General features: G+C 66.2%; 22 protein-coding genes and 3 pseudogenes. 10 read left to right on the top strand and 15 right to left on the bottom strand.

What is annotated here, in order from left to right; genetic code table 11:
• The first annotated feature begins 120 nt into the window (after positions 1-120).
• Positions 121-1221 carry a ferritin-like domain-containing protein gene (locus BST40_RS11575; protein ID WP_075547587.1) on the top strand — a complete coding sequence of 367 codons (1101 nt, stop codon included), beginning with the start codon at positions 121-123 and terminating at the stop codon, positions 1219-1221.
• On the opposite strand, the pseudogene BST40_RS11570 reads toward BST40_RS11575, so the two are convergent.
• Positions 1222-3833, bottom strand: a pseudogene (locus BST40_RS11570) (flavin-containing monooxygenase).
• A 204-nt stretch (positions 3834-4037) separates the two neighbouring features.
• Between BST40_RS11570 and BST40_RS11565 the strand changes: the two are divergent.
• Entirely contained in the window at positions 4038-5354 is a 1317-nt protein-coding gene (locus BST40_RS11565; protein WP_083154305.1) for a phosphoribosyltransferase, read from the top strand.
• 33 nt (positions 5355-5387) lie between these two features.
• Here the strand turns inward: BST40_RS11565 and BST40_RS11560 are convergent, their stop codons facing one another.
• The 3 genes and pseudogenes from BST40_RS11560 to BST40_RS11550 all read right to left on the bottom strand — a co-directional run bounded on the left by BST40_RS11560 (position 5388) and on the right by BST40_RS11550 (position 6440).
• Positions 5388-5669: a DUF1876 domain-containing protein gene (locus BST40_RS11560; RefSeq protein ID WP_075547589.1), complete on the bottom strand. Its 282-nt coding sequence runs from the start codon at positions 5667-5669 to the stop codon at positions 5388-5390.
• A gap of 150 nt (positions 5670-5819) precedes the next feature.
• Positions 5820-6222, bottom strand: a pseudogene (locus BST40_RS11555) (PIN domain-containing protein).
• Positions 6213-6440 (bottom strand): type II toxin-antitoxin system VapB family antitoxin, encoded by a 228-nt coding sequence (locus BST40_RS11550; protein ID WP_075542359.1) that lies wholly within the window; start codon positions 6438-6440, stop codon positions 6213-6215. The pseudogene BST40_RS11555 and the gene BST40_RS11550 overlap by 10 nt, the downstream one beginning before the upstream one ends.
• Before the next feature lie 148 nt (positions 6441-6588).
• Between BST40_RS11550 and BST40_RS11545 the strand changes: the two genes are divergently transcribed.
• Positions 6589-6870, top strand: a complete 282-nt coding sequence (locus BST40_RS11545; RefSeq protein ID WP_158084011.1) for a colicin D domain-containing protein — start codon at positions 6589-6591, stop codon at positions 6868-6870.
• Positions 6870-7163 (top strand): colicin immunity domain-containing protein, encoded by a 294-nt coding sequence (locus tag BST40_RS33215; protein ID WP_082275454.1) that lies wholly within the window; start codon positions 6870-6872, stop codon positions 7161-7163. The genes BST40_RS11545 and BST40_RS33215 overlap by 1 nt, the downstream gene beginning before the upstream one ends.
• A gap of 367 nt (positions 7164-7530) precedes the next feature.
• On the opposite strand, the gene BST40_RS11535 is transcribed toward BST40_RS33215, so the two are convergent.
• Genes BST40_RS11535 through pcaH form a run of 3 tightly spaced genes read right to left on the bottom strand, consistent with a single transcriptional unit; the run spans position 7531 to position 10099 of the window.
• Complete coding sequence (locus BST40_RS11535) at positions 7531-8760, bottom strand: lyase family protein (RefSeq protein WP_075547591.1); 1230 nt, start codon at positions 8758-8760, stop codon at positions 7531-7533.
• Complete coding sequence (pcaG, locus tag BST40_RS11530; RefSeq protein ID WP_075547592.1) at positions 8757-9332, bottom strand: protocatechuate 3,4-dioxygenase subunit alpha; 576 nt, start codon at positions 9330-9332, stop codon at positions 8757-8759. Before pcaG ends, BST40_RS11535 begins: the two co-directional genes overlap by 4 nt.
• Positions 9333-9334: 2 nt before the next feature.
• Positions 9335-10099 (bottom strand): protocatechuate 3,4-dioxygenase subunit beta, encoded by a 765-nt coding sequence (pcaH, locus tag BST40_RS11525; protein WP_075547593.1) that lies wholly within the window; start codon positions 10097-10099, stop codon positions 9335-9337.
• A 51-nt stretch (positions 10100-10150) separates the two neighbouring features.
• Between pcaH and BST40_RS11520 the strand changes: the two genes are divergently transcribed.
• Positions 10151-10912: a class I SAM-dependent methyltransferase gene (locus BST40_RS11520; protein WP_083154302.1), complete on the top strand. Its 762-nt coding sequence runs from the start codon at positions 10151-10153 to the stop codon at positions 10910-10912.
• Between the two features lie 12 nt (positions 10913-10924).
• On the opposite strand, the gene BST40_RS11515 is transcribed toward BST40_RS11520, so the two are convergent.
• Together BST40_RS11515 and BST40_RS11510 are read right to left on the bottom strand one after the other, a co-directional pair.
• Positions 10925-11410: a hemerythrin domain-containing protein gene (locus BST40_RS11515; RefSeq protein WP_075547595.1), complete on the bottom strand. Its 486-nt coding sequence runs from the start codon at positions 11408-11410 to the stop codon at positions 10925-10927.
• Positions 11407-12366 (bottom strand): Rieske (2Fe-2S) protein, encoded by a 960-nt coding sequence (locus BST40_RS11510; protein WP_083154300.1) that lies wholly within the window; start codon positions 12364-12366, stop codon positions 11407-11409. The genes BST40_RS11515 and BST40_RS11510 overlap by 4 nt, the downstream gene beginning before the upstream one ends.
• Positions 12367-12629: 263 nt before the next feature.
• On the opposite strand from BST40_RS11510, the gene BST40_RS11505 reads away from it, so the two are divergent.
• Genes BST40_RS11505 through phtC form a run of 5 tightly spaced genes read left to right on the top strand, consistent with a single transcriptional unit; the run spans position 12630 to position 16253 of the window.
• Positions 12630-13985 carry an aromatic ring-hydroxylating dioxygenase subunit alpha gene (locus BST40_RS11505; RefSeq protein WP_083154298.1) on the top strand — a complete coding sequence of 452 codons (1356 nt, stop codon included), beginning with the start codon at positions 12630-12632 and terminating at the stop codon, positions 13983-13985.
• Positions 13982-14509 (top strand): 3-phenylpropionate/cinnamic acid dioxygenase subunit beta, encoded by a 528-nt coding sequence (locus tag BST40_RS11500; protein ID WP_075547598.1) that lies wholly within the window; start codon positions 13982-13984, stop codon positions 14507-14509. Before BST40_RS11505 ends, BST40_RS11500 begins: the two co-directional genes overlap by 4 nt.
• Entirely contained in the window at positions 14506-14757 is a 252-nt protein-coding gene (locus BST40_RS11495; RefSeq protein WP_075547599.1) for a dihydrodiol dehydrogenase, read from the top strand. Before BST40_RS11500 ends, BST40_RS11495 begins: the two co-directional genes overlap by 4 nt.
• A complete protein-coding gene (gene hcaB / locus BST40_RS11490) occupies positions 14741-15538 on the top strand; it encodes a 3-(cis-5,6-dihydroxycyclohexa-1,3-dien-1-yl)propanoate dehydrogenase (protein ID WP_083154296.1) in 798 nt (265 codons plus the stop codon). Before BST40_RS11495 ends, hcaB begins: the two co-directional genes overlap by 17 nt.
• Positions 15531-16253, top strand: coding sequence for a 3,4-dihydroxyphthalate decarboxylase (gene phtC, locus BST40_RS11485; RefSeq protein ID WP_075547605.1), 723 nt, complete (start codon positions 15531-15533; stop codon positions 16251-16253). The genes hcaB and phtC overlap by 8 nt, the downstream gene beginning before the upstream one ends.
• Here phtC and BST40_RS11480 read toward each other — a convergent pair.
• The 6 genes and pseudogenes from BST40_RS11480 to BST40_RS11450 all read right to left on the bottom strand — a co-directional run.
• Entirely contained in the window at positions 16241-17044 is an 804-nt protein-coding gene (locus BST40_RS11480; RefSeq protein WP_083154294.1) for an IclR family transcriptional regulator, read from the bottom strand. The two genes, phtC and BST40_RS11480, sit on opposite strands and share 13 nt — an antisense overlap.
• Before the next feature lie 24 nt (positions 17045-17068).
• Positions 17069-19588: an EspB family ESX-1 secretion system-associated protein gene (gene espB / locus BST40_RS32510; RefSeq protein WP_158084010.1), complete on the bottom strand. Its 2520-nt coding sequence runs from the start codon at positions 19586-19588 to the stop codon at positions 17069-17071.
• A 99-nt stretch (positions 19589-19687) separates the two neighbouring features.
• On the bottom strand, positions 19688-21085 hold the full coding sequence (gene eccE, locus BST40_RS11465; RefSeq protein WP_075549687.1) for a type VII secretion protein EccE: 1398 nt from the start codon (positions 21083-21085) through the stop codon (positions 19688-19690).
• The gene (mycP, locus tag BST40_RS11460) at positions 21082-22404 is read right to left on the bottom strand and encodes a type VII secretion-associated serine protease mycosin (protein ID WP_371686639.1); all 1323 of its coding nucleotides are present in this window, start codon (positions 22402-22404) and stop codon (positions 21082-21084) included. The genes eccE and mycP overlap by 4 nt, the downstream gene beginning before the upstream one ends.
• A gap of 143 nt (positions 22405-22547) precedes the next feature.
• Positions 22548-24407, bottom strand: a complete 1860-nt coding sequence (gene eccA / locus BST40_RS11455; protein ID WP_089025101.1) for a type VII secretion AAA-ATPase EccA — start codon at positions 24405-24407, stop codon at positions 22548-22550.
• 66 nt (positions 24408-24473) lie between these two features.
• Positions 24474-25164, bottom strand: a pseudogene (locus tag BST40_RS11450) (type VII secretion protein EccE); the annotation flags it as partial.

The raw sequence follows: 25164 nt of genomic DNA, 5'->3' as shown, positions 1-25164 counted from the left end.
CGGGCGCCGGCCGCGGTCCGTTAAACCGCCCGGCAGGCTTGACGCGCCGCCGAACGCAGGTGCAATGTGATACTCGTCATATGACCACTGGTCACGCCGGGCCGGAAAGGCGGCAAACTCATGAGCACGAGAGACAAGTACACAGACGTGCCCGCGCCGTACTCCTGGGAGGTCCCCAGCGTCGGCGACGCACGCTTCACCTGGGAGTACGACGAAGGACGGGCCCGGCTGCTTTCCCTGTACCAGAAGGGAAAGGACAAGCAGTGGGATGCCCAGTCGCGCATCGACTGGGCGCAAGACGTCGACCCGCACAACCCAGTGGGACTGCCCGACGAGTTCCATCCGCTGTTCGGCAGCCCGATGTGGGACGCCGCAGACGACGCACGTCGCGCCGAGATGCGCCACCACTTCCAGGCGTGGCAGTTCTCGCAGTTCTTGCACGGCGAGCAGGGCGCGATGGTGTGCGCCGCCAAGATCGTCGAGGTCGTCCCGGACCTGGACGCAAAGTTCTATGCGGCCACCCAGACCATGGACGAGGCCCGGCACGTCGAGGCCTTCTCGCGGTTCCTGCAGGACAAGGTAGACCTGGTCTACCCGATCAACAAGCACCTGACCGCGCTGCTGGAGGACACCCTGCGCGACTCTCGCTGGGACATGCCCTACCTCGGGATGCAGGTCTTGATCGAAGGGCTCGCGCTCGCCGCGTTCGGGGTGCTGCGTGACATGGCGGCGCCGGACTCGCTGGCCAAGCAGTTGCTGGCCTACGTCATGCAGGACGAGGCCCGGCATGTCGCCTTCGGACGGATCTCGCTGAAGGACTACTACTCCGCGCTGACCGAGGCCGAGCGAGGCGAGCGCGAAGAGTTCGTCGTGGACGCCTGCTACCTGATGCGCGACCGGTTCCGCGGCGAGGAGGTTTTCGAGACTCTCGGCATGGACGTCCAGACGTGCGCCGAGTGGGTTGACACGTCGCCGCTGATGATCCAATTCCGCTCGCACCTGTTCAGCCGAATCGTGCCGATAGTCAAGGACATTGGGCTGTGGGGCGACAAGGTGCAGCAGGCCTTCCGGGACATGGGTGTACTCGACATGGCCGGCTTCAACATCGAAGCGCTGATGAAGGCCGATGAGGATCAGGCCGACGCGCTGGACAAGGCACACGCCGAGATGGCCGACCGTGCCCGCGAGGTGGACCAGGTGATCGCGGCGGGCGCCGGCTAGTCAGCTCGCCGTCTGAGCCGGTGCCGTCGTCGCGGCGTCGGTCGCGAAGAACCCCCGTAACGCGTCGGCGATCTGGGCACGAATCGGAGCTCCGGAGACCACCACATCCACCATGGACAACGACAGGTGCGTGTGTCCTCGGGCCCGCACACGCCGAGTGGGAACCCCTGCCGCCGCAAGCGCTTCGGCGTACGCGTCGCCTTCATCGCGCAGCGGGTCGAACTCTGCCGAGACGACGATCGCCGGTGGCAGGCCCGACAGATCCGGCGCACGCAGCGGGGCGATCCTCGGGTCATCCCGTAGGCCCGGATCGGCATAGTGGTCGAAGAACCAACGCATCAACGGGGCGGTAAGCCCGTAGCCATCGGCATTGTCGACATATGAGCGTCGGGCCTGATCGGTATCCACGACCGGCGTGATCAACGCTTGGCCGACAATCGTCGGCCGGCCCGTGTCCTTGGCCAACTGGCAGACCGCGGCGGCGATGCCGGCACCGGCGCTCCACCCGCACACCGCCAGTCGTCCCGGGATGCCGCCGAACTCCTCGGCATGCTCGGCAACCCATCGCACGGCCGCCCAGCCGTCGTCCAGCGCGGCGGGGAAGCGGTGCTCGGGCGCGTGCCGGTAGTTCACCGAGACGATGAGTGTGTCGCCGCGCACGCAAAGATCACGGCACAGCGGATCATCGGAAGTCTGGTCGCCGAGAACCCAACCGCCGCCATGGAAGTAGACGACAAGCGAGTGCGGCCCCGGACTCGCCGGCCGATACAGGCGGTAGGCCAAATCGCCGGCAGCACCGGGCAGGGATCCGTCCACGATTTCGCCGACGTCCGGACCCGGTGGACGTGCCATGTTCATGTCGTTCATCAGCGCGCGCTCCTGTTCGGGTGGCAATGACTCCATAGGCGGCAGGCCCAGCAGCGCCAGCTGCTCGAGGACCATCTGCACGTCGGGTTGCAGGCGGCGAATCACCCCGTCGTTGCAGTGCGCACCGTCAGGCCCGGATAACCTGAACCCCAGGTAGTCGCGGGCCACCACCTCCTCGCACGCCACCCGGTAGAAGTCGACGCCGGCGGCATAGGCCATGAAGGTGCGCGGCTTGCCGGGTATGTTGGCTCCGACATACCACGAATTGGCTTGCGGGAAAAGGGTTATCGATGCCGCATCGTCGACGTGTCGCATCCAGCCGGCCTCGGCGAGCTCGGTGGGTTCGATCTGGTCGAAGCCGTGGGCACGCAGATACGTCACAGCGTCAGCGACGAAATCGAGGTGTTGCTCGATCGACACGGCCATGTTCGACAGCACCGAGGGGCTGTGCGGGCCCGCGATGAGAAAGAGGTTGGGGAACCGCTCGGTCATCAGGCCGAGGTAAGTGGAGGGACCGTGGCGCCATTTGTCCTTTAGTGCGAGTCCGTCCCGGCCGAGGATGTCGACCGCCGTCACCGCGCCCGTTATTGCGTCGAATCCGGTGGCGAACACGATCGCGTCGAATTCGAAAGCTTCACCGGCCGTGGCGATTCCGGTCTCAGTGACGCTTACCAACGGCTGGTCTTGCAGGTTCACCAACCGCACCTGGGGCAGGTTGAACGTGGCGTAGTAGTTGGTGTCCAGGCAGAGCCGTTTCGCGCCGATGGGATAGGTCGTGGGGCACAGTGCCTCGGCCGTCGTGGGGTCACGCACGATACCGCGAATCTTGCCTCGGATGAACTCGGCAAAGTCGTTGTTGGCCAATGGATTACTCATGACATCGGTATAGAGGTTCAGTACTTCCAACAGCTCGCCGCGCTGCCAGGCGCGTTCGTAGCGTTGCCGGCGTTCGTCGGCGGACACCGAGAACGCCGGGGTGATGGTGCGCTCCAACGGCACTCCTCCGAAGGAGTATTTCGCCGCCTGCCGGTAGGCCGAATCGTCGGCCAACTGGGCGAGTTTGTCCGGGGCGATCGGCCCATTGTGCGCGGGGATCGAAAAGCAGGGGGTGCGCTGGAAGACCACCAGCTGCGCTGCCTGGGCCGCGATCAACGGGATCGATTGGATTCCCGATGACCCGGTGCCGACGACACCGACGCGCTTACCGGTGAGGTCGACGGGCTCATGCGGCCAGCGACTGGTGAAATACACCTCGCCGGTGAAGTTTTCGACACCTGGGATGTCGAGGTCCTTGGGTACCGACAGACAGCCCGTCGCCATCACCAGGCAGCGGCAAAGATCTCGTCGCCGCGATCCGTCCGCACGCGGTAGCCGGACAACGTGTCGTCCCAATGCGCCCGCGTGACCCGGGTTCCGAACTGCATGTCGCGACGAAGGTCGTGCTTGTCGGCGACGTGGTTCAGATAGCGCAGGATCTCGGGCTGGGTGGCGTACTTCTCCGACCACTGCCAGTCTTTCGACCAGTCCGCGTCGAAGCTGAACATGTAGTCGACACTCGGGATGTCGACCCGCGCGCCCGGATAGCGGTTCCAGTACCAGGTGCCGCCGAGGTCGTCACCCGCCTCGAAGATGCGCATCGATTGACCCGCGAGTCGCAGACGGTACGCGGCGTACAGACCGGCGAAGCCGGCGCCCACCACAACAACATCCACGTTGGACACGGTGGAGATCTGCTCATCAGCCATGTGAATCATCATGACTATCCGAGCGCATTTTGGTTAGTCGCTGGATCCCCCAATTTCGTATGTGCGCGGTGAGGACCGTGACGGGGCCCGACCACGACGAACGATCCCACCTGCCGGCTGCGGCGCCGAGGACTGCGGAAGAAACCCGACAATTAGGGACCTGTGGCCGTACCGGCAACCCGTCAGGCAATGGACACTCAAAATATGAGGCAGTTCGCGGATCGCGCCGACGCCGGCCGGCAATTGTCGCGCCGTCTGGAATTCTTACGAGGTCACCACGTGGTGGTGCTGGGTCTGCCGCGAGGCGGTGTTCCGGTGGCCTTCGAAGTTGCCCGGGCGCTGCACGCTCCCCTCGACGTGCTCCTAGTGCGCAAGCTCGGCGTGCCGGCGCACTCCGAGCTCGCGTTCGGCGCCATCGGGGAAGGCGATGTGCGGGTCATCAACGACGACGTGGTGCGCGAGGCACACCTCACCGACCGGGAAATGGCCGCGGTGGAGACCACCCAGCGGGCCGAACTGCAACGCCGAGCGGAACGCTTCCGCGGCGACCACGTCCCGGTCGCGCTCGACGGGCGCATCGCGGTGATCGTCGACGACGGCGTCGCGACCGGAGCCACCGCGCAGGCCGCCTGCCAGGTAGCCCGTGCGCAGCGGGCGAGCCGGGTGATTCTGGCCGTTCCCATCGGAGCGACGGACATCGCCCAACGTTTTGCCGGGTACGCCGACGAGGTGGTGTGCCTGGAAACACCGGTGCCCTACTTCGCGGTCGGCCAGGGATACCGCAACTTCACCCAGACCTCCGACGACGAGGTGGTGGCGCTGCTGCATCGCGCCCGCGCCGAATTCGGCGCCGTCAGCGAAGCCGGTGACCCGCCGCCGCGCGACGAGGAGGTCCGGGTGACTGCCGGACCGGTATCGGTGGCCGGGCGGCTGACCATTCCCGAACACCCCGGCGGCGTCGTCGTTTTCGCTCACGGCAGCGGAAGCAGCCGACACAGCCCGCGCAATCGATACGTCGCCGAGGTCCTCAACCGGGCCGGGCTGGCCACCCTGCTGCTCGACTTGCTGACGCCCGAGGAAGAACGCCACCGCGCCAACGTTTTTGACATCGGCCTGCTCGCCCGGCGACTGGTCGACGTCACCGGCTGGCTGGCCGGCCAGCCCGACACCGCTTCACTGCCGGTCGGTTTTTTCGGGGCCAGCACCGGGGCCGGCGCGGCTCTGGTTGCCGCCGCACATCCCGGGGTCAAGGTCGCGGCGGTGGTGTCCCGTGGCGGGCGGCCCGATCTGGCGGGCGATGCGCTCCGCGACGTACACACGCCCACCCTGTTGATTGTCGGTGGCCGCGACGAACTGGTCCTCGAACTGAATCGGCAGGCTCAGGCGGCGATCCCGGCCGTGTGCGAACTGGCGGTGGTTCCCGGCGCCACTCACCTCTTCGAAGAACCGGGCACACTGGAACGTGCGGCGACCCTGGCGCGCGACTGGTTCCTCGAGCACCTCGCCGTCAGCGGGCCCTGAGGCGGTTGCTCCGGAACGTGAGTCGCCGGCAACTCAGTGGTGCAGACCCGTGACCGGCTGGTGCGTGCTGGCCTGGATGTCGGCCGACGTCACCGCGAACAGCTGGTTCGCCAGATCCGTCAAGGCCCGCGCGATCGCGAGTTCGTCGCCGATCTCGGCCACCGGCTCGTCGGCCGGGTCGAGTCGGGCCAAGCCGACACCGACCAGTGTGTGATCGCCCCAGACCAGTCGCGCCTTGGCCCGGGTTCGCTCGTCGCGCTCCTCGATCAACACATCGACATGGCAGGACTTGGCGCAGTTGGCGTTGTCGGTCATCGCCGTCTCCTTAGTGTCTGCAGTCACTATTGATGCGATCACCGCCGAACCTATGACCAGTAGAGGCAAAAGTCACGAGTCGGCGGGGCGTAGCCTGCGATCGCACGACAACGGCGGCGCCGAAACCTCACCACCGTCGTTCGACGGCCTCTAGCCGAGGCGGCGGACGGTCAGTGGCCGGACTTCGGCGATCCGCGCGTAGTCACGGTCAACGTGCACCACGCCGAGGCCGTGATAGACAGCCGTCTCAGCAATCATCAGGTCCGGGATCGGGGTGCGGTGCCACATTCCGTGGTGATGAGCGAGGTCACGCTGGAGCGCCATCGCTCGCTCCAGGACGTCAGGTGGCGCCGCCACAATGTCGAAGCTAGCGCTCAGCTCGGCCTGCAGCTGGTCGTAATGGCGGGCCGAGCGGGCGGAGTAGAGCTGCTCGAGCTCCCCGACGAGGCAGATGAACAACCGCCCCGGCCAGTTCCGCGAGCTGGCTGCCGATGACGGGATCGGACGCACGCGCCGCCGCGCTCTTGTCGAGGATCCAATTTGCTAGCGCCACATCTCCTCCGAGCCGAGCACCTTCTCGTCGACGTGGCTGGCGAGCCGGGTGAAGTAACGCCGTTGCTGAGCCGCTCGCTCGTCCTGCGCATGTTCTGCTTCGGCGGCGGCTCTCCGCAGGGCCTCTTCGACGGTCGCCCGAGTCGTCGCGCAGCCCAGGGCGCGCTTGGCCCGCGTCAGGAGGTCCTCGTCGATCTCGATCGTCGTCCGTTTCCGCATGCGTACATACTATCAATCCGATATGTACATATCCCTAGACGCCATTTGCTTGTCCCCGCGTGCAATTGCACAACCAGGGTCGGGCGCAATTGCTTGCCCGCCGTCGCTGCAAGCGACGCGAATCCCATTGCAGACCGACCTTGGTCAAATGGAACGCAAGTATTATCATGCAAAAGATTTTGGCGTGACAGATTCCCGCGGGCGCGCCGGATTCGACGCGTTCGACCGAGCTGTGAAACAAGTAGTAAATGATCCTGCTACCATGCACATCCAGGGCACCTACCGTGGTCAGCCTGCTATAATAGACTATAATCCGAAGTCCGGATTGTGTGTCATTCAGACTCCGGATGGAAGATTTATATCGGGCTGGAGATTAAATTATGAACAAGCTGCATATGTGCTGAACGAGGGGAAGTTGGGCGGCGATTGATGTTTCGCGATAGTGCATCGGTTGAGCGTATGATTGCAAAATATCGAGACCTGATAGTTAGATTCATCAATCGTGAGATCACAGCACCAGAGTTTCAATCATTGTATTTTATGGTATTCAAGAACGACGGAGATCAAGTTCCTGGCACGGAATTCAACATACTCGACAGATTATTCGCCGATGTCGATGACTACGCCGCGGATCCCGGGTTACGGGAGAGGGCGGGCGGTTTAGATGATGAACAATTGCGAACTTGTGCGCGTGAAGCCTACCGAAAGCTGTACGAGGTCTAGCACCACCTGAAAGGTTTCACGCGCCAGATCGGGACGTTCTTCCATGCTTTTTTCGCAAATGACGCAGATTGTGTGGCAACGCAACACGTTTCGCGCGTCCAATCCCGTGTCGGCAACAACTCCAGGGTTCCTGGTGGCGGGCTGAACGGGAGGCGGGACCACCCGCCCGCCCAAAAGGTCCGACCTGAGCGGTAATCCGATAACCCGACTCGCCCGGAGGTTCTAGTCTCGGTGCCGACCCACGCGAAAGCCTGGGCAGCACTCCGCGACACTCGGGGGTACCGACCACCCTGATCGCCAGCGCATTGAGGCGACCATCTGCAAGAACCACCAATTGGGCGGTGCGCCGGGGGACTCGGGGCCGGCCTCACGAGTATTCGCTCAACGCCCGCTCGGCCCGCTGCAGGCTCTGGTCGATCAACCGGTCGACGGCTCCGAGGTAGGTAGCCGAGGCTTCCGTTCCGGCCAACTCGGCGATCGTCCGCTGCTCCCCCAGAACATCTGCCGCACTGAGGTTTTGGGCCATCTGCGCGGTATGCACGTCAAGTCCGGCGAGCAATTCGCCGCATTGGGAGCCTGCGACCACGGTACGCCTGGCCAGGGTGCGCAGGGTGTCCCATTCGACATGCCAGGAGCCATCGGGACGTTCGTCGTTGGCCAGTGCCGCGGCGGTGTGCAGCGTCGCGGCCATTTGCGGCGCGCCCGCGGCGGCCCGGCGGATCAGGATGGACAGCACCGGATTACGTTTGTGCGGCATCGACGACGATCCGCCGCGCGGTCCACTGACCGGCTCCCCCAGTTCGGCGATCTCGGGGCGCACCAAAGTGACGACGTCAGCGGCGATCCGGCCCCAGCAGTCGGTGCACCCGACCAGAGCGTCACCGGCGGTAGTGACCGGCGTCCGCGTGGTGTGCCACGGCAGCCGCACCCGAAGTCCCAAAGTGGTTGCGGCACTGCGTACCACACGCTCCGCTAATTCCGTCGGCTCCGTCGTGGCGGTGAGCAGAGAGGCCAATTCGGTCGTGGCCGACCAAGTTCCGACAGCGCCGCCGAACTGAGCCGGGGTGACCAGCGCGCCGAGCCGCCGATAGGCGTCGACAACACCGTTGAGCCAGACCGCGGCCTTGGCACCGAACGTGGTGGGCGCCGCGTGCTGAGTCAGGGTGCGGGCCACCATCGGTGTGCCCCGATGCGCCCTGGCCAGCGCCGACAGCGTCGTAATCTGTTGCGCCAATTGCTTTGTCACATGGTCGGCGACCGAACGCACCCCCAGCATCAGGGCGGTGTCGAGGACATCCTGGCTGGTCAGTCCGCGGTGGATCCACGGCGCCACGGCCGGCAACGCGCGATCTCGTAGCAGCGACACCAACCCGATGACCGGGTTCCCGCCGTCCTCGGCGGTGACCGCGAGCAGTTCGCAGTCATGCTCGCCCACCAGATGCCGCAGGTCCGCCCCGGCCCGGTCGATGGGCGCCAGTCCGGCGTCGGCCAGTGCCCCCAGCCAGGCGGATTCCACCGCCACCATCGACCGCAGCAGCGACTCGTCGCTCAGATGCTCGCCGGCCCGCTGGTCGCCGGGCCACAACAGGTTGGTCATCGCATATCGTCTCGGTACGTCAAGAACACGGTTTCGGAAGGGCCCTGCAGGTGGATGTCGAAACGGTATCCGACACGGCCCGAATAATTTTCGTCGACGCACAGCAGCGTGGCACGCCGTCGGGGCTCGACGCGCGCCAGCACCGGATCGGCATCCACCTCAGGAGAGGGCAGGTAGGCGCGGGTGAACAGCCGGTGCAACAGGCCCCGAGCGAAGACGGCGATCGCGAAAAACGGCACCCGACCGTCGACCGAGCCGGGTGCCACGGTGGTGAACCGGTAACGTCCGTGCGCGTCGGTCGCGGCCCGGCCGAATCCGGTGAACTCAGCCGACCCGGCGCCCGCCCGCCGTAGCGAGCCGGCCTGTCGAGGAATGCGACCGTCACCGTCGGCCTGCCAGAGTTCGAGGAGGGCGTCGGGCACACCGGCGCCGGCGCCGTCGTAGACCGTGCCGTGTAACCTGACAGCGCCGGGATGCTCGTCGGCGACCAGCTGGCTGTCGCCGGGATACGACAACGCGATGCCGAAGAACGGCCCGACGGTTTGTCCTGGGGTGCAGGCCAATTCAGCCATCGCTAGCGGTCCTCGGTCCAGGTCCGGCAGCTGCCCGACACCACGATGTCCCACCGGTAACCGGTCGCGTACTCGGGCTCGGTGAGACCGTGGTCAAAGCTGGCTAGCAACCGTTGGCGGGCAACGGGTTCCATGATCGACTGGAAGATCGGATCCAATCCCAGGAACGGATCGCCCGGGAAATACATCTGAGTGACCAGACGCTGGGTGAACGCCGTCCCGAAGACCGAGAAGTGAATGTGCGCGGGTCGCCAGGCGTTGTGATGGTTGCGCCACGGATAGGGGCCGGGCTTGATGGTGACAAATCGGTACGAGCCGTCGGGACCGGTCAGGCAGCGGCCCACGCCGGTGAAGTTGGGGTCCAGCGGCGCGGGATGCTGGTCGCCCGGGTGGCGGTAGCGGCCGGCGGCGTTGGCCTGCCAGATCTCCACCAGCTGGCCCGCCACCGGCCGGCCGGCTCCGTCGAGCACCCGGCCGGCCACGATGCAGCGCTCCCCGATCGGCTCGCCCGGTTGGCCGGACGTGAGGTCGGCATCGAGCGGCCCGACATCCCGCTCGCCGAAGCACGGGGCCCAGCGCTCGACCACCTCGGGGTCGACGGCCAGCAGGGCACGTTCGGGATGGCGCAGCACACTGCTGCGATACGGCGGATAGTCGAGGCGGGGCTGGGTCGCTGCCCTGCCGCCGCGCTGGTATTCGGCTGCGATGGCATTGATTTCCGACGTGATGTCGGCTTGGGACGCGATGCGCTGCGGTGCGGCATTCACGAACCGTGACGCTACTCGCGGTCGGCAACCTGTGGGGCTAGCGTTACCGGCATGCCCCAGGACTACGTCTACGACCAGGGCTTTGCACAGGAACGCACCCGGTTGGCCGGCATCGAGAACCTGTGGGACCCCGGCACCCAGGCCTTGCTGGACGAGCTCGGTATCTGCCCCGGCTGGCGGTGCCTGGAGGTCGGCGCCGGCGGCGGCTCGCTATTGGAATGGATGAGCGGCCGCGGTGCCGCGGTGGTGGCCGTCGACATCGATACCCGCTTCATCGAACCGCTGGCCGGCGACACCATCGACGTCCGCCGCCTCGACATCAGAACCGACGAGCTTCCCCGGGGTGAGTTCGACTTGGTGCACTGCCGGCTGGTGCTGGAGCACCTGCCGGACCGCCGGCAGATCATCGACCGGCTGGCCGCGGCGCTCCGGCCCGGCGGGTGGATGGTCATCGAGGACTACGACTGGACAGCCTTCGGCTTCGAGGGGGCTGGCGCAGAACTCGACCGGGTAACCGAGGCGATCCTGTCCTTCATGCAGCGCTCCGGCTTCGAACCGCATTACGGCCGCAAGGTCGTCGCCGACCTGGCCGCCGCCGGTCTCACCGAGGTCCGCGGTGACGGCCGCGCTCGGATAATCGATTCCGCCACACCGGGTTTCGACTTCTTCAGGTTGTCTTTCGAGAGCCTGCGGAACGCCGTCGTCGATGCGGGGCTCATTTCCTCCGAGGACGCCGATGCGGCCGCGGCGCGCTTCGGCGGGGACATCCGCGTCTTCACCCCGATCATGATGGCCGGAATCGGCCGCCGGTAATCGGCTGGGACGCTACAGGCTTCGGACCAGCGCAGCCCTGCCCTTGGTACGGAGCTTGTACACCGCAGATCCGCGGTATTGCTCCATACGTGCGGCCATCTTCTCCCCCAGTTCCTCGAGTTCGGCGTCGGTGAGCTTCACCTCGGGAGGAGCGGGGATCATGTCGCGTTCCTCTTCGTCGGCGTGCGCTTCGAGGACGGTCTTGAAGGAGTTCCATTCGTCTTCGTACCCGGGTGCGCGTTGCGGCGTGCGCAACAGCACCGAAAGTTGGTCGATCACCTGACGATGCTCGGCGTGAGCCACCGCGATCAGCTTGGTGGCCGCGGACAGCGCCGGGTAATAGAGGTCGTCCTCGATGCGGAAGTGAATGTCCAGCTCGATCAGCAACTCGTCGAACAGCGCATGGCGCTCTTCGCTGTTCACCGGCGCTTCGCTGATCTTGCGGCCGAGCCCCTTGATCACCACGTGGTGTTCTTTGAGCACTTCGTAAGCGTTCACTTTGCGATCCCTTCCGACGCGGGGAGACCTTCATGGCCGTCGCCACGCACTTCCACCATTCCGTCGACCAGCCGGGCCTCATAACAGGGCAGCGGAGCTGCCGACGGCCCGCGCAACACCTCACCTGACTCCAGCGCGAACCGCGACCCGTGCCATGGGCACACCAGCCGGCCGCGATCGATCCAGCCGTCGGCCATCGGTGCGGCCAGGTGCGGGCAGAACTCACCGAACGCCGACACCTCGCCCGGCTTGGTTTGGCAGACCACCAGGCCCACTCCGTCGACCTCGACGCGAACCGGCTTGCCGTTCAACGAGCTCGCGGGCAATACCGGTGTCCATTCTTTGGTGCGCAGTCGTCCGCCCGACTGGTCGATCCCGATGCCGGACTCGAACACCAGCGCCCCGCCGAGGTAGGCGCCGCCGACGGTGATGGCGTAGCCCAGCGCGCTGGCTGCGATCCCGCGGAGGTGGTGGCCGCGGCGACGGTCCACCCACGACATCACGTACAGCGCGGTCGCCGCTGTGTTGACCAAACCGTGCACCAGCCCCACCCGGCGGTCCTCTTCGTGGGTGTGCTGCCAGTCGGCAATCCCGGTGACAGCCGAGCCGACGCTCGCCGCAATACCCAACCCCAGAGCGCGGCTAGCAAACCGTGATGCGTCCAGCACCTCCGAGGCAGGCCGACCGGGCAGCAGGCTGAGGGCGTCCAGGGCCACCGTGGTGCCGAGCGCTCCACTGGCAAACGAGGTCAGTGGCGGATGCACCGGGTGCCCCAGCCATACGCCGTTCAAGGCGTTGGTGACGCGGTCGCGTGCCCCGCCCAGCGCGTTGAAACCGAAGCTGATCAGGTGCTCTAGCCGGTAGCTGGGCCGATCCAGCCATGCTTGGCGCCCAATTGCGGCCAGCGCCCGCGATCCGAATTTATGCGGCTGCCGATCTCGAGGCCGCTCCACCATGACACCAGTCCTTCCCCTTTGAGAGACTCAGACAGACTCAGCCAGGCGGTGACGCGCATCAAGTGAACCCGCCCCCGCACACACCAGCTACCAACGTATCCACGCGGCACATCTCCACAACGCTTAGGCAAATGTGAAGTGGCTGTGAATCAGCCTCGGGGCGCCTGTGCGGTCGCTGACGCCGTCGAAACCGATTGACCGACACAGCATTCTCAGGGATTCTGATAAGCAGAATATATTTCTGCAATACAGAGCAAGCGAGAATGGGGCTGGGTTTGGCCGCTCACGGTGCTGCCCTCGACGGTGTTACCGGCGCCGTACGCCGGGGGATGATTCCCGCCCACATCTACAACGACAAAGAGCTGTTCGACGTGGAAAAAGAGCGGCTGTTCGGCCGGGCGTGGATGTTCATGGCCCATGAATCGGAGATCCCGCATGAAGGCGACTACGTCGTGCGCCGGGTGCTCGACGATTCGTTCATCATCGCCCGCGACTCCGATGGCGCGGTGCGCGCGATGTTCAATATGTGCCTGCACCGCGGCATGCAGCTGTGCCGTGCGGAGATGGGCAATGCCTCCAATTTCCGCTGCCCCTACCACGGCTGGACATACCGCAACGACGGCCGGCTCACCGGACTGCCGTTCCATCGGGAGGCATACGGCGGCGACGCGGGGTTCCCGAAGGGCCAAACCCTTTTGCCCGCACCGAATTTGGCCAGCTACAACGGTTTGATCTTCGTCAGCCTGGACGCGCGCGCCGAACCGCTCGAGGACTACCTCGGCGACTTCCGGTTCTACCTGGACTACTACACCAAGCAGAGCGCCGGCGGGTTGGAGGTGCGCGGACCGCAGCGCTGGCGGATCAAGGCCAACTGGAAGATCGGCGCCGAGAATTTCGCCGGCGACATGTACCACACCCCGCACACCCATGCCTCGATCGTCGAGATCGGGTTGTTCCGCGAACCCAAGGCGCACCAGCGCAAGGACGGCGCCACCTACTGGGCACATCGCGGCGGCGGAACCACCTACAAACTCCCGCCCGGCAGCTTCGCGGAACGCATGCGCCATGTCGGCTACCCCGACGACATGATCGACCGGATGAAAGGCGCCTGGACCGACCGGCAACAGCGGGTCATCGGCGACGACGGCTTCATGTTCTCGGCCGCCACCTGCTTTCCCAACCTGAGTTTCGTACACAACTGGCCCAAGCTGCCCGGCGGCGATCCCGAAAATGAAGAGGCGCTGCCGTTCATCTCGATCCGCCAGTGGCAGCCCATCAGCGAGAACGAAACCGAGGTCTGCTCATGGTTCGCGGTGGACGCGGGCGCACCCGCGGAATTCAAGAAGCGGTCCTACCGGGCCTACTTGATGTGCTTCGGGTCGACGGGCATGTTCGAGCAGGACGACGTGGAGAACTGGGTCTCGCTGACCACCACCGCCGGCGGGACGATGGCACGGCGGCTGCTGCTGAACAGCCGGATGGGCCTGCTGTCCGACGACCGGCCCGTCGTCGAGGCGCTGCCGGCCGAGGCTTTTCACGGGCCGGGACGCGCTCAGGTCGGCTACAACGAGTACAACCAGCGCGAGCTGCTCAAGCTTTGGGCCGCGTACCTATCATGAGAAACTCCCTGCCGTTCAACGATATTCGTCATCTGCAGGCGCACCGGTTTCTGGTGGACGAGGCCTACCTGCTGGACGCCCAGCGGTATCAGGAATGGCTGGACACCATGACCGACGACATTCGTTACGTCATGCCGGTGCGCGTCACCACTGCTCGTGGCGCAGGATTCGACACGTCACCGGGGATGGCTCATTTCGACGAGGACAAGTACTCGCTGCGCCAACGGGTGGCACGTTTTGCCACCGAGCACGCCTGGACCGAGGATCCCCCGTCGCGGCTGCGGCATTTCATCACCAACGTGCGCACCTTCGCCGGCGCGGACTCTGAGCATGTCATCGTCGAATCGGCCGAGTTGCTATTCCGCAGTCGCGGCGATGTCAACGAAAGCGCGTTGTTGTCCTGCGGCCGGCAGGATGTGCTGCGCTGGTGCGGCGATCCGGAGAACAGGTGGAAGTTGGCCCGTCGCACCATTATTGCCGACGAGTCGGTGTTGCGGATGCAGAACCTGGCGGTGTTCCTGTGAATCCCGTCGGTGAGCCCATCACTGTGGCAAACGAATTCACCGAGGTTGTGGTGCAGCGCGTCGACACGCGCAACGGCTCCCGACTGCTGATCACCGCACCCAGAACCGGGCGGTCGATCAGCCTGGACGCGCTCGAAGTAGAGGCGCTCACCTGGCAGAACCCCCGTACGCTGGCGGCCATGGTCGGCAATTCCCGCGCTCCGCTGCTGCCCGACGAGCCGGAGGGACGCGATGACGGGCTGGCTTGACGGCAAGCGCGCGCTCGTGGTGGGCGCCGGCTCGGGAATCGGCCGCGCCGTCGTCGACGCGTTTTGTAGCGAAGGCGCGAAAGTCGCTGTGCTGGAACTCGATAGCAGTAAGTGCGCGAGGTTACGTCAGGAACTGCCGGACGTGCCGGTGGTCGAGGGTGACGCCACCACCCGGGCGGCCAATGACCGTGCGGTGACGACGGCCGTGGACGCGTTCGGCGGTCTCGACACTCTGGTCAACTGCGTCGGCGTCTTCGACTTCTACCGGGGTGTCGACGATCTCGACGCCGACGTCCTTGCGGCGGCCTTCGACGAGATGTTTCGCACCAATGTGCTGAGCCAGCTGCAGTCGGTGAAGGCCGCGGTGTCGGCATTGCGGGCCCAAACGGGGTCCTCGATTGTGCTGACCGAGTCGACATCGTCGTTCTACCCCGGACGCGGCGGCGTGCTGTACGTGTCGTCGAAGTTCGCCGTGCGCGGGCTGGTTGCCTCGCTGGCACACGAATTAGCACCGCGGATCCGGGTCAACGGGGTGGCGCCGGGCGGCACGCTGGACACCGACCTGCGCGGTCCTGCCAGCCTGGGGCTGGATGGCGTGCGCCTCGACTCCCCCAACAGGGCAACCGATTTGGCCGCGCGAGTGCCGCTCAACGTCGCACTCACCGGTCACGACCATGCGTGGAGTTTCGTGTTCCTGGCCTCCGACCGCTCCCGCGGCATCACCGGTGAAACCGTCCACCCCGACGGCGGATTTGGCCTGGGGGGTGGCCATGATGCTTGACCCGCAGCGCACTCTGCTGGCCCTGGGCTGCCGGGTGGCCGCGGCGCGCGGCCTGGCTGACGGCATCCTCGGCCATCTGAGTTTGCGAATCGACGACGATAGGTTGCTGATCCGGTGCCGCAGCGATACCGATACCGGGACGGCATTCACCCGGCCCAACGACATCCGGCTTGTCCGATTAGACGGAACCGCCGGTGCCGCAGGGGAACTCGACGGATACCGGGTCCCCAACGAACTACCCATCCACGTCGAGACCATGCTGGCCAACCCGGCATATCGGGCAGTCGCGCACTTACACCCTCCGGCGGTCGTCGCCGCGGATTTTGCCGACATCACGTTGCGGCCGATCTACGGCGCCTACGACATTCCCGGAGCGCGGCTCGCGCGCGGCGGCGTGCCCGTCTACGAACGCGCCGTCCTGATCCGCTCCGCACAGCTGGGCAAGGAGATGGTGGCCGCCATGCGCGGTCAGCCGGTGGTGATCTGCCGCGGACACGGAATCACCAGCGCGGCAGCCAGTGTCGAGCAGGCCGTCTTACAGGCGATCAGCCTCGACGCGCTGGCCCGAATGTCGTTGCAGGTCAGTGCTGCCGGCGGAACGCTGCGCGACATCGCCGATGCCGACTGGGATGACTTGCCGGACTTGGGATCTGACTTCAACGTCGAGGCGGCCTGGCGACATGAGGTGGCGCGATTGGGTGTTCAACCAAGCTGATCGCCAATCTCCTTGGCTGCTTGGGCAAGTACTGCGGCGAACGAGGAGTACTGGGTCTTGTCCAGCCGATGGTGTGGAGCCGCGGCGTTGAGCGCAAGCCGCAGACCTGGCGCCTTGGTGGGAATCGGTACCGCAACCGACGCCACGCCCTCCTCACTCTCCTCGCGGTTGACGGCATAACCGGACTCGCGGACGCGGGAAAGCTCGGCCTCCAGCTCGGTGCGGCTGCCGATCGAATGGTCGGTGACGCGCTCCAGCACCTCATGCGGAAGTAGTTGTCGCAGTTCAGGTTCCGGGAGTTGGGCCAGCAGCACCTTGCCCGTCGACGTGCAATGCGCCGGCATGGTGCGGCCCAGCCGGGAAGCCACTCTTACCGCCGCCGGACCCTCGACCGCGGCCACGAACCGAACGCTGGCGCCGTCCAGCATGCCGACGTGAATCGTTTCCCGCAGACGCTCACTGAGACCGCGCATGACGGGCATGGCGGCTCCCTGGATATCGATACGGCTGAAGATCGAGAACGCCACGCTGGTCAACGCCGGTCCGGGTAGATACGCCTTGGACACCGGGTCTTGGCGCACGAAGCCCCGATAGGTCAGCATCGCCAGCAGCCGGTGCGCGGTGGACGACGCCACACCCAGATACCGGGTCGCCTCACTCAACCGGATCTCGGGACGTTCACCGAGCAGCAACAGCAGCTTCAGCGCATTGTCGACCGATTCGATCGGGTATTGCGGCACAAGCGAATCGGCGGCCGGCATGCCCGTCGCACGCTGCCTTTCCTTCGGCATGACTGTGACGGTATCAGCGCACCGTCACACAATCGTCCCGGGCAAACCGTTGCTGCCGGGCACACCCAAGTTGCCGGTGAACCCGGAGTTGCCGCCCGGACCACCGGCAGCGCCACCAGTACCGCCCTGCCCGCCGAGCGCCAGATTGCCGCCCTGGCCGACGGTGCCGCCCGTCGACGCATTTCCACCGTTGCCGCCATTGCCGCCGGCGCCGCCCTGACCGCCGTTGCCACCGGTGCCGCCGACACCCGTACCGCCGTTGGCACCGGCCCAACCGATCACGCCGCCGGCTCCCCCGCTGCCGCCGGTCGTACCGCCGGCCCCTCCCGCGCCGCCGGTGCCGCCGTCGCCGCCGAGAGCACCGTTGTTACCGGTACCGCCAAACGCCACTGCGGTGCTGGTGGCGATGCCTGCCCCGCCGAAACCACCTTCACCACCGGCACCGCCGATCCCGCCGATACCGCCGAAACCACCCGCGCCGCCGGTGCCGCCGGCGCCGCCGATACCGATGAACCCGGCGCCGCCGCCATTGCCGCCGACACCCCCGGCACCACCCGTCCCGCCGGAGCCGCCAACGCCGCCGGCGCCGCCGAGACCGCCGTTGCCGCCGGTCGCTGTGCCCGTGCCGTTGTTGAGGCCCTGGCCGCCGGCGCCTCCGTCACCGCCGGCAAAGCCGGCTGCGCCGATTCCACCGGTACCACCGGTCCCTCCCGCGCCTCCGGCACCGCCGTTGCCGATGAACATCCCGCCATGTCCGCCGTTGCCGCCCATGCCGCCGGCACCGCCGTTGCCGCCGGTTGCGCCCAATGCCACGCTCGCGGCACCGCCGTTGCCGCCGGCGCCGCCCTGTGCGACACCATTGCCCGCGGTTTGACCCAGGCCGCCCATGCCGCCGGAACCACCGTCACCACCGCTGGCACTGCCGGTGTTGCCACCGCCTCCGGCCCCGCCGGTGGCATTGACGGATCCCGTGATCGAGCCGTTGTTCGTGACCGTGGCGTTCCCGCCGGCCCCGCCCGCGCCGCCGTTCCCGCCGGCACCGGCAGTGCCGCCGCCACCGCCGCCGCCGGCGGTCATGTCGATGACGCCCGTGATCGAGCCGGTATTGGTGTTCGTCACCGACGTGGCACCGCCGGTACCGCCGGTGCCGCCGGTCTGGCCGGCACCGCCGGGGTCTCCGGGACCGCCGTTCATGCCGTTGAAAATGACGTGAGCACTGATGGTGCCGGAATTCGTGATCGACAGTGGACCCGGGCTGGAACCGGGGCCGGCCGTGCCGCTCGGCGGTGGGTTGACCCCATTCGCTCCGGTCAGACCGGTGCCGCCCTGCCCGCCGTTGCCGCCGGAACCGCGTGGGCCGCCGGCGCCGCCGTCGACGCCGCCACCGGGATTGCCGTTAGTGGCGGAACCGCCACCACCGCCGGTGCCGCCGATTCCGCCGCCGCCTCCGCCGCCGCCCAGCGACATCGGCTTCATCCCCGGGTCCTTCGACAGGTTGGCTGCCGCCTGGTGAGCGGCAGATGTCAGTTCTGCACTGGTCCCGGCCGGCATCCCGCCACCAGCCCCGCCGGCCGGGGCCATCGGCGCCATCGGCATCCCGGTCAAGGGTGTTCCGCCCGAGCCGTCGCTGGGCGGCATCAAGAAGCTGGGGATCAATCCCTGCGGCTGAGCGGGGGGCGGTGGATCAATCTTGATGGCGGCTGGAGGCTTGGGCGGATTCACCGGTTCCAGGGTCGCCTTGGTGTTGTACTCGGAAAGCACCTGCTCCGACTTTTGCTGATATTCGGCGTACAGCTTGATGGCTTGATCCTTATACGCGGGGTCTTTGGACAACTCCTCGAGCTTTGCGATGTCCGCTGACGAAGGGTGGGACCGAATCGCCCACACTTGCAGCTGCGCGACGTACTGAGCTTGCTTGGCCAGCGCAGCACTCAATTTGGCCATGTGGAGTATCCACTCCCGTTGTTGATCCAGCGAGGCCTCACATGCCGTAGCCGCGTCACCTTCCCAATTGTCAAACGCACGGAATCGTTTGACATCCCCTTGCAACGCAAAGTTGTAATCGTTCCACGCGTTCGCGAAATCGATGAGCGATCGGCCTTGATCTCCGGATTCGAGCTTTACTGCCGCAGTCTTAAGATCGGTGAAGTCGGGATCTCCAGCGGCCGCGACCGTCGGTGTGTCTTGCAGCCCAGCCGAGCTGTCCCCGCCGGCGCCGCCGGCCGACTGGGCCTCCACAGTTCCGCTGCCATCGCTGTTCAGGGCGGTCGCTGACTCGCTATCGACTTCGCCATACGCCTTGGCCGCGTTGCGCAGCGAGGTCGCCAGCTTCTGCCGCTCCTTGGCACCAGCCGCCAGGAACTCCCGCATGTTCTCCGCCGATAACGCGAGCTGTTGGGCCGCATTCTTGGCCGCCGTCAGCGCACATGGTGGATTGGGCACATCGGTCGGCGGAACCTTGCCCGGGGGCAATGGGGCCTCCACCTCGTTGGCCCTGATCAGAATTTCTTGTTGATCCACCGTCACGGTTTGCGGCTGGCTCATCTCGGATCATCCTCCTTAGTGCTACAGCCATTATCGTCGCTGAAGCGAGCGGTTACTGCACCAAAAATTTCGGCCGTCCCCGGGCTTGCCGACACTGTTCTACCTCGGCAGGGCCATCTGGTAGCGACTCTCCTCCGGCGGGGCAACCCGCCGGATCGGCAACTCCCGATGCCGCGGGGTGCTGATGAGGTTGTGCCGCAGGATCACCTTGTCGACGCCGGAATGCGGGCCGAGGTAGGTTGTCGCGTTCGGCCACGCGATCTTGGCCACCGGACCGACGTGCGCACCGATCAGGCTGGCGAACTGTTCGAAGTGCGGGCCAACCGTCACGATTCCGCCGGCGGCGGCCGAGCGCACCGCGAATTGCGTGAAGGTTTGAGCGTCGCCGAGGTTGATACTCACGTCCACGTCGTCGAACGGCATATATACCGGGTACCTGTTCACGGTTTGGCCGACCAGCACACCGGCCGATCCGATCGGCAGCTGACAGTGATGGTTGGGAACGAGGTTCTGCCCCTGCAACGCAGGCCGCTGGCCGCCGTAGAGGCGGGAGAAGCCGCGCGGCGTCTTCGGCTTGCCCACCGTAGTCAGCAGCACCGTGGACTGCGGCGGCATCCCCGGAGCGATGCGGACCCGGGTGACGGTGTGGTCGGCGCGTGCCGACCACCATAGGTCCGGGCCACCCGGTGCGGTGTAGGCGGCGGTGTAGGCGTCGCGGCCTTTGATCATCGACCACTTCTCCCGGACATAGCCGATGTCGATGGCGTGGTCGTAATCGTCGAAACTGCGTCCGCACACCGCGTCGACACCATTGCTGGCCAGGCTGTCGGCGATGCGAGTGGCCGATGCCACCAGATACCGGGCCAGTCCGGCGACCCCGGTGTCACGCCGCTGCGCCGACTTGTGGGTACGTTCGGGGTTGGCGCGCAACATGATCCACGTCCGGCGGTTCGCCGGCGCCGGGTCGGCGCCGATCACCTGCTGGTAGAGGTTCACCACATCCGGCGAGGCGGTGTTGCCGACGCGGTAACCTGCCGACACGACGTCTGCTTCCAAGTCGGGGCAGTGCACCGATAGCAGCTCCTCCAACAGTCGGGTGTCCAAGACGTCGTCGGTGTGGGCTTGCCCGTCGACGATCACCGTTGGGGTGAACGGTCGCGGCTTGAGTTCGATGACCGCGATCAAGCACTCACGTCGCCACCGCACCGCGACGTGGTCCCCGGGCTTGACGGTCGCACCGACGACCGGCTCGGAAGGAACGTCCGGCGGCTTGCGGCGCCGGCGCAGCCACGCGAAGACCGTTGCTACCCAACCGGTTACCCGACGCCCGAAGAAGGTGACCGTGGCCACGATGGTGGCCACCGCGACTATCGCTATGCCCGCCCACCAGTAGCGCGTATGCAGGAACAGCATGATGCAGGGCGGGCCCAGCACCGCGACGACCAAGGTGTGACCGGTGCTGAATCGTAACCGTATCGGACTGAATGGATTCCTCATCGGCGCCTCAGCGCCCGCGCGCTCAGTCCGCCGAGTGCCAGCGCCAGCGTCAGGCCCAGAACCGACAGCGCCACGATGGTGATCGGCCGGCGATCGGGGCCGGGTTCCACCACGGGCGGCGGAATTCGTCTGACATTGAAAGGGGCCGATGCGGGTCCCGGCGGGATGTCCCACGTCAACGCCGCCACCGCGTTGATCACGCCGGCGCCGACGAGGTTGTCGACTCCGCCTCCCGGATGTCGCGCGGTGGCGGTGATCCGGTTGATCACCTGTACCGGGGTGAGCTCCGGGAACCGCTGCCGCACCAGCGCCGCCAGACCCGAGACGTACGCCGCGGCAAACGAGGTGCCGGCGATCGGGACCGGCCCCTCCCGGCCCGGTAGGGCATTCACCGGCTCGCCACGGTCGCCGAGGGCGACGATGTTCTCCGCTGGGGCCGCCACGCCCACCCACGGTCCATGCATCGAGAAGGAGCTGGGCACACCGCTTTCGCCGATACCGCCGACGGTCAGCACCAAGGGCGCGTACCACGCGGGCGTGACGACCGTCTGCACCTTGCTCCAGCCCCGTGCGTCGCCGGGGGTCGACGCGTCCGGCAGCGGGTTCTGCGCGCAGTCGCCACCGGTGTTGCCGGCCGCGACGACCACCACGGCGTTCTTGACGTTGACCGCGTAATTGATTGCCGCGCCCAGGCTGATCTCGTCGATGGGCCGGGTCACCTTGTAACAGGCCGCCTCACTGATGTTGATCACACCGGCGCCCAGATTGGCCGCGTGCACTACCGCGCGAGCCAGGCTGCGGATGGACCCCGCCGCCGGGGTGGCGTTGGGATCATTGGGATTGGGTTGGGTGCCAACTGGTTCGAAGGCCTCGGACGTCTGGCGCAACGAAAGCAGCCGGGCATCGGGTGCGACGCCGACGAACCCGTCGGTCGGCGCCGGCCGGCCGGCGATGATGGAGGCGGTCAGCGTCCCGTGCGCGTCGCAGTCGGACAGGCCGTCGCCGGCCTGGTCGACGAAGTCGCCGCCCGGTTCCGCCGGCACTCGTGGCGAGGCGTCGACACCGGTGTCGATCACGGCCACCGTCACCCCGGCTCCGGTTGCGAACTTGTGCGCCTCCGAGACGCCGAGATAGGCGTTGCTCCACGGTGGATCGTGGAAGCTCGAATCCGGCAAGGTGGTAGGACTCGAACACAGGACGCGCTGTTCGGTGGGCTGGTCGGGACCGGTCACGTCGGGCGGTACTGCGCCCGGGTCGATCGACGGTGGATTGATTGCCAACGCGGGCGGCGCGTTGAGCAACGCCAGCACCATCGCCATCAGCAAGATCCGGTGCACCCCGGAATCACTCCGTTCATTGAGCCGCGTTGCCGACCTGGCATCTGCGTGTCAGGTCTGCGTGCATTTTAGACGTAACGGCTGCGTAAACAACGCTTTTCCCGCCGGGGCCGGGTCACGGTTTGCTACCAGACGATGGCGGACATGTCGCGGTTGTCCGAACACACGCTGCGCACCGCGGCCTGGATGTCGGCGGCGGTGATGACCTGCAGATCCTCAACCGACACCGGTTGGCCAGCCCGTTTTTGGGCGACCACTCGAGTGTCGCGGAGCCCTTCGGCCCGTTCGATGACGTTGCGGGCAAACCGGCCGTTTTGCATGGCGTCGATACCCTGCTGTCCACCGGGAGTGGTGTAGTTGCGGATGGTGGTGGCCGCGTCCAGAAATGTCTGGCGCGCGGCGTCGTCGAGCAGGCTGGCCCGCGGTGTGGCGTAGCGCTGCCCGATCTCGACGATCTCGGCCGGCGAATAGGACTCGAACCGCAGCTTGCGGTTGAACCGGCCGGCCAAACCCGGGTTGACGGACAGGAATTCGTCGACTTGGTCCTCGTAGCCGGCCCCGATGAAACAGAAGTCGAAACGGTGCGCTTCCAACGCCACCAGCAGTTGGTTGACGGCCTCCATGCCGATCATGTCCGGGGTGCCGTCCTGGTGGCGTTCCACCAAGGAGTAAAACTCGTCCATGAAAATTATTCGGCCAAGCGACTTTTCGATCAGTTCGTTGGTTTTCGGCCCGGACTCACCGATGTAGTGGCCACAGAAGTCCGAGCGGCGGACCTCCCGAATTTCGGGGTGCCGCACGATTCCCATGCCGGCATAAATCTTTCCCAACGCTTCAGCGGTGGTGGTCTTACCGGTGCCCGGCGGCCCGACCAGCAACATATGGTTGGTCTGCCCCTCGACGGGCAGGCCGTGTTCCAGCCGCATCGTGCGCACTTCAAGCTGGTCTTCCAGCGCCGCCACCGCCTGCTTCACCGCGGCCAGACCGACCTGCCTGGCCAGCAGTTCGCGGCCCTCGGCCAGCAACTCGGCCCTACGCTCGGCCGCGTCGTCGTCGTCGAGTTGGTCGCGGCTTTTCGCCGTAGCCGGATCCCACTTGTCGGTGCGGCTGGCGATGGTCTGCTCGTCGGTGACGACCAGGCGGAGCTTCGGGTCCGCCAGCGCTTCCTTGGCTGGTTCGGTCAGCACACCGTTGATGGTCGCTTTGGACAGCCAGATCCGCGCTTTTTCGTCCTCGTGCAGCTGGCGGTACACCATTCCGCGCACATAGGCCAGATCCGCGACCAGCAGCGGAATGTCGGCCGGGCCAATCGAAGCGGTCAGCACATGGGAATCGAAGCGGGCCGACGACTTGTTGTGCCCGATCACATCGACACGGTCCAACCAGTCCAGGGCGACGTGGCCCTGCCCCAAGTGGGCTGCGGCGTGAGCGGCCAGCGCACAAATCGATGCCGTTACCGCCGACATGACGATCGCCTGCGGGGGCAAATCCTCGGCGGCGGTCAACAACACATCGGGCCAACGCTGCGTGACGAACATCAGGAACGCGCGGGCCAGCTGATGCCACTGATAGTTGCGCCACGAATCCAAGAGCTCGCGGTTGGCCAACAGCGCGTCGGCCTCGGCGTACTCCCCGGCGATGGTCAGTGCGGACGACAGGGCAAGCCCCACCTGCGACGCGTCGGTCACCGTGATCCCTACGTAGGGACCCAGCTGGATGTCGGCCGAAAGCGTCCGGCCGATCCGCGTGGTTTCGCGGTGCAGCCATTCGCTGTTGGCGTGGAGCTGTCTGAGCGACGTCAGGTCATGGTCGCCACAGGCGATGCGGCCCAGCCATGCGTCAGCCATCGACGGGTCGGCGTCGGTGGCGGCGACGAACTCGGGTAACGCGGGTTCTGGTCCCTGGCTGCTCTTGATCGCCATCGCTCGATCGAAATGCCTACGGGCAGTGAGCAAATCAGCCATTGTATCCACCATCCTGGACAGCGTGGCGGTAATCGTTCCGCAACGGGGAAGTCTGCCTCATCACGTTGTGGCGCAACGTTGATCGAGTCACTTCGTAGCAATCGACATGGTGACCGGCTCGAGACTGACGTAACGATTTTCGGCGCGGAACATCTCCATCTCCACCAGCCAATTCTGATCTGCCGCAGTGACTTTGACCATGGCGCGGTCGACTTGCTCGATGGTGACCTCGAATCCGTGTCGATGCCCCTCGGGCAGCGCGGTCCCGGCCGGCGCGACGGTGATCACACTGGCCGGCCGCGGTGTGGGCGCAATTGCGACATCGCCGATATCGTTGCCAGCGACTTCGGATGTGCTGTCGCCGTACCTCTTCCGCCGTCCCACGTATTCCACGACGCTGACTGTGGTGCGCGGCGCCGGCCGTGACGTTCCGACGATGCTGACTTCTGGCATCCGAACGCTGGCCCACCGCTCGTGGTCGCGCGTGTGTACACAGACCCGCTCGCCGGCACCGGCCGTACGAATCACGATCCGCTTGGCGATGGAGTCGTCAGCGGCCACGAACACCCGCGACAGCTCACCGGCATCGGTAACCGGGATCATCAGCCGGTCGCCGTTGGGCAACTTGCCCACCAGCACACCAGACGGGCCGATCTCGCTGACCAGCTGCGCGGGCAACGCGCTGTGACGCAGCCCGCGCAGGTACGGGCGCGGGCCGCACATGTTGGCTGCCGCGGCCGCGGCCTGTTCTCCGTTGAGGCGGCGCAGGATCACGCTG

Source organism: Mycobacterium persicum (assembly GCF_002086675.1).
In the GTDB taxonomy this organism is placed as follows: domain Bacteria; phylum Actinomycetota; class Actinomycetes; order Mycobacteriales; family Mycobacteriaceae; genus Mycobacterium; species Mycobacterium persicum.
This window is presented reverse-complemented; position numbering and strand designations above follow the sequence as displayed.

Excerpts from the sequence above, each read along its gene's own strand:
- mycP (WP_371686639.1), bottom strand. The coding sequence starts at position 22,404 with ATGGCGATGGTGCTGGCGTTGCTCAACGCGCCGCCCGCGTTGGCAATC.
- phtC (WP_075547605.1), top strand. The coding sequence starts at position 15,531 with ATGCTTGACCCGCAGCGCACTCTGCTGGCCCTGGGCTGCCGGGTGGCC.
- BST40_RS11565 (WP_083154305.1), top strand. The coding sequence starts at position 4,038 with ATGAGGCAGTTCGCGGATCGCGCCGACGCCGGCCGGCAATTGTCGCGC.
- BST40_RS11575 (WP_075547587.1), top strand. The coding sequence starts at position 121 with ATGAGCACGAGAGACAAGTACACAGACGTGCCCGCGCCGTACTCCTGG.
- espB (WP_158084010.1), bottom strand. The coding sequence starts at position 19,588 with ATGAGCCAGCCGCAAACCGTGACGGTGGATCAACAAGAAATTCTGATC.
- eccE (WP_075549687.1), bottom strand. The coding sequence starts at position 21,085 with ATGAGGAATCCATTCAGTCCGATACGGTTACGATTCAGCACCGGTCAC.
- BST40_RS11550 (WP_075542359.1), bottom strand. The coding sequence starts at position 6,440 with ATGCGGAAACGGACGACGATCGAGATCGACGAGGACCTCCTGACGCGG.
- pcaG (WP_075547592.1), bottom strand. The coding sequence starts at position 9,332 with ATGGCTGAATTGGCCTGCACCCCAGGACAAACCGTCGGGCCGTTCTTC.
- BST40_RS33215 (WP_082275454.1), top strand. The coding sequence starts at position 6,870 with ATGTTTCGCGATAGTGCATCGGTTGAGCGTATGATTGCAAAATATCGA.
- BST40_RS11545 (WP_158084011.1), top strand. The coding sequence starts at position 6,589 with ATGGAACGCAAGTATTATCATGCAAAAGATTTTGGCGTGACAGATTCC.
- BST40_RS11535 (WP_075547591.1), bottom strand. The coding sequence starts at position 8,760 with ATGACCAACCTGTTGTGGCCCGGCGACCAGCGGGCCGGCGAGCATCTG.
- BST40_RS11510 (WP_083154300.1), bottom strand. The coding sequence starts at position 12,366 with ATGGTGGAGCGGCCTCGAGATCGGCAGCCGCATAAATTCGGATCGCGG.
- BST40_RS11560 (WP_075547589.1), bottom strand. The coding sequence starts at position 5,669 with ATGACCGACAACGCCAACTGCGCCAAGTCCTGCCATGTCGATGTGTTG.
- hcaB (WP_083154296.1), top strand. The coding sequence starts at position 14,741 with ATGACGGGCTGGCTTGACGGCAAGCGCGCGCTCGTGGTGGGCGCCGGC.
- BST40_RS11480 (WP_083154294.1), bottom strand. The coding sequence starts at position 17,044 with ATGCCGAAGGAAAGGCAGCGTGCGACGGGCATGCCGGCCGCCGATTCG.
- BST40_RS11520 (WP_083154302.1), top strand. The coding sequence starts at position 10,151 with ATGCCCCAGGACTACGTCTACGACCAGGGCTTTGCACAGGAACGCACC.
- BST40_RS11500 (WP_075547598.1), top strand. The coding sequence starts at position 13,982 with ATGAGAAACTCCCTGCCGTTCAACGATATTCGTCATCTGCAGGCGCAC.
- BST40_RS11505 (WP_083154298.1), top strand. The coding sequence starts at position 12,630 with ATGGGGCTGGGTTTGGCCGCTCACGGTGCTGCCCTCGACGGTGTTACC.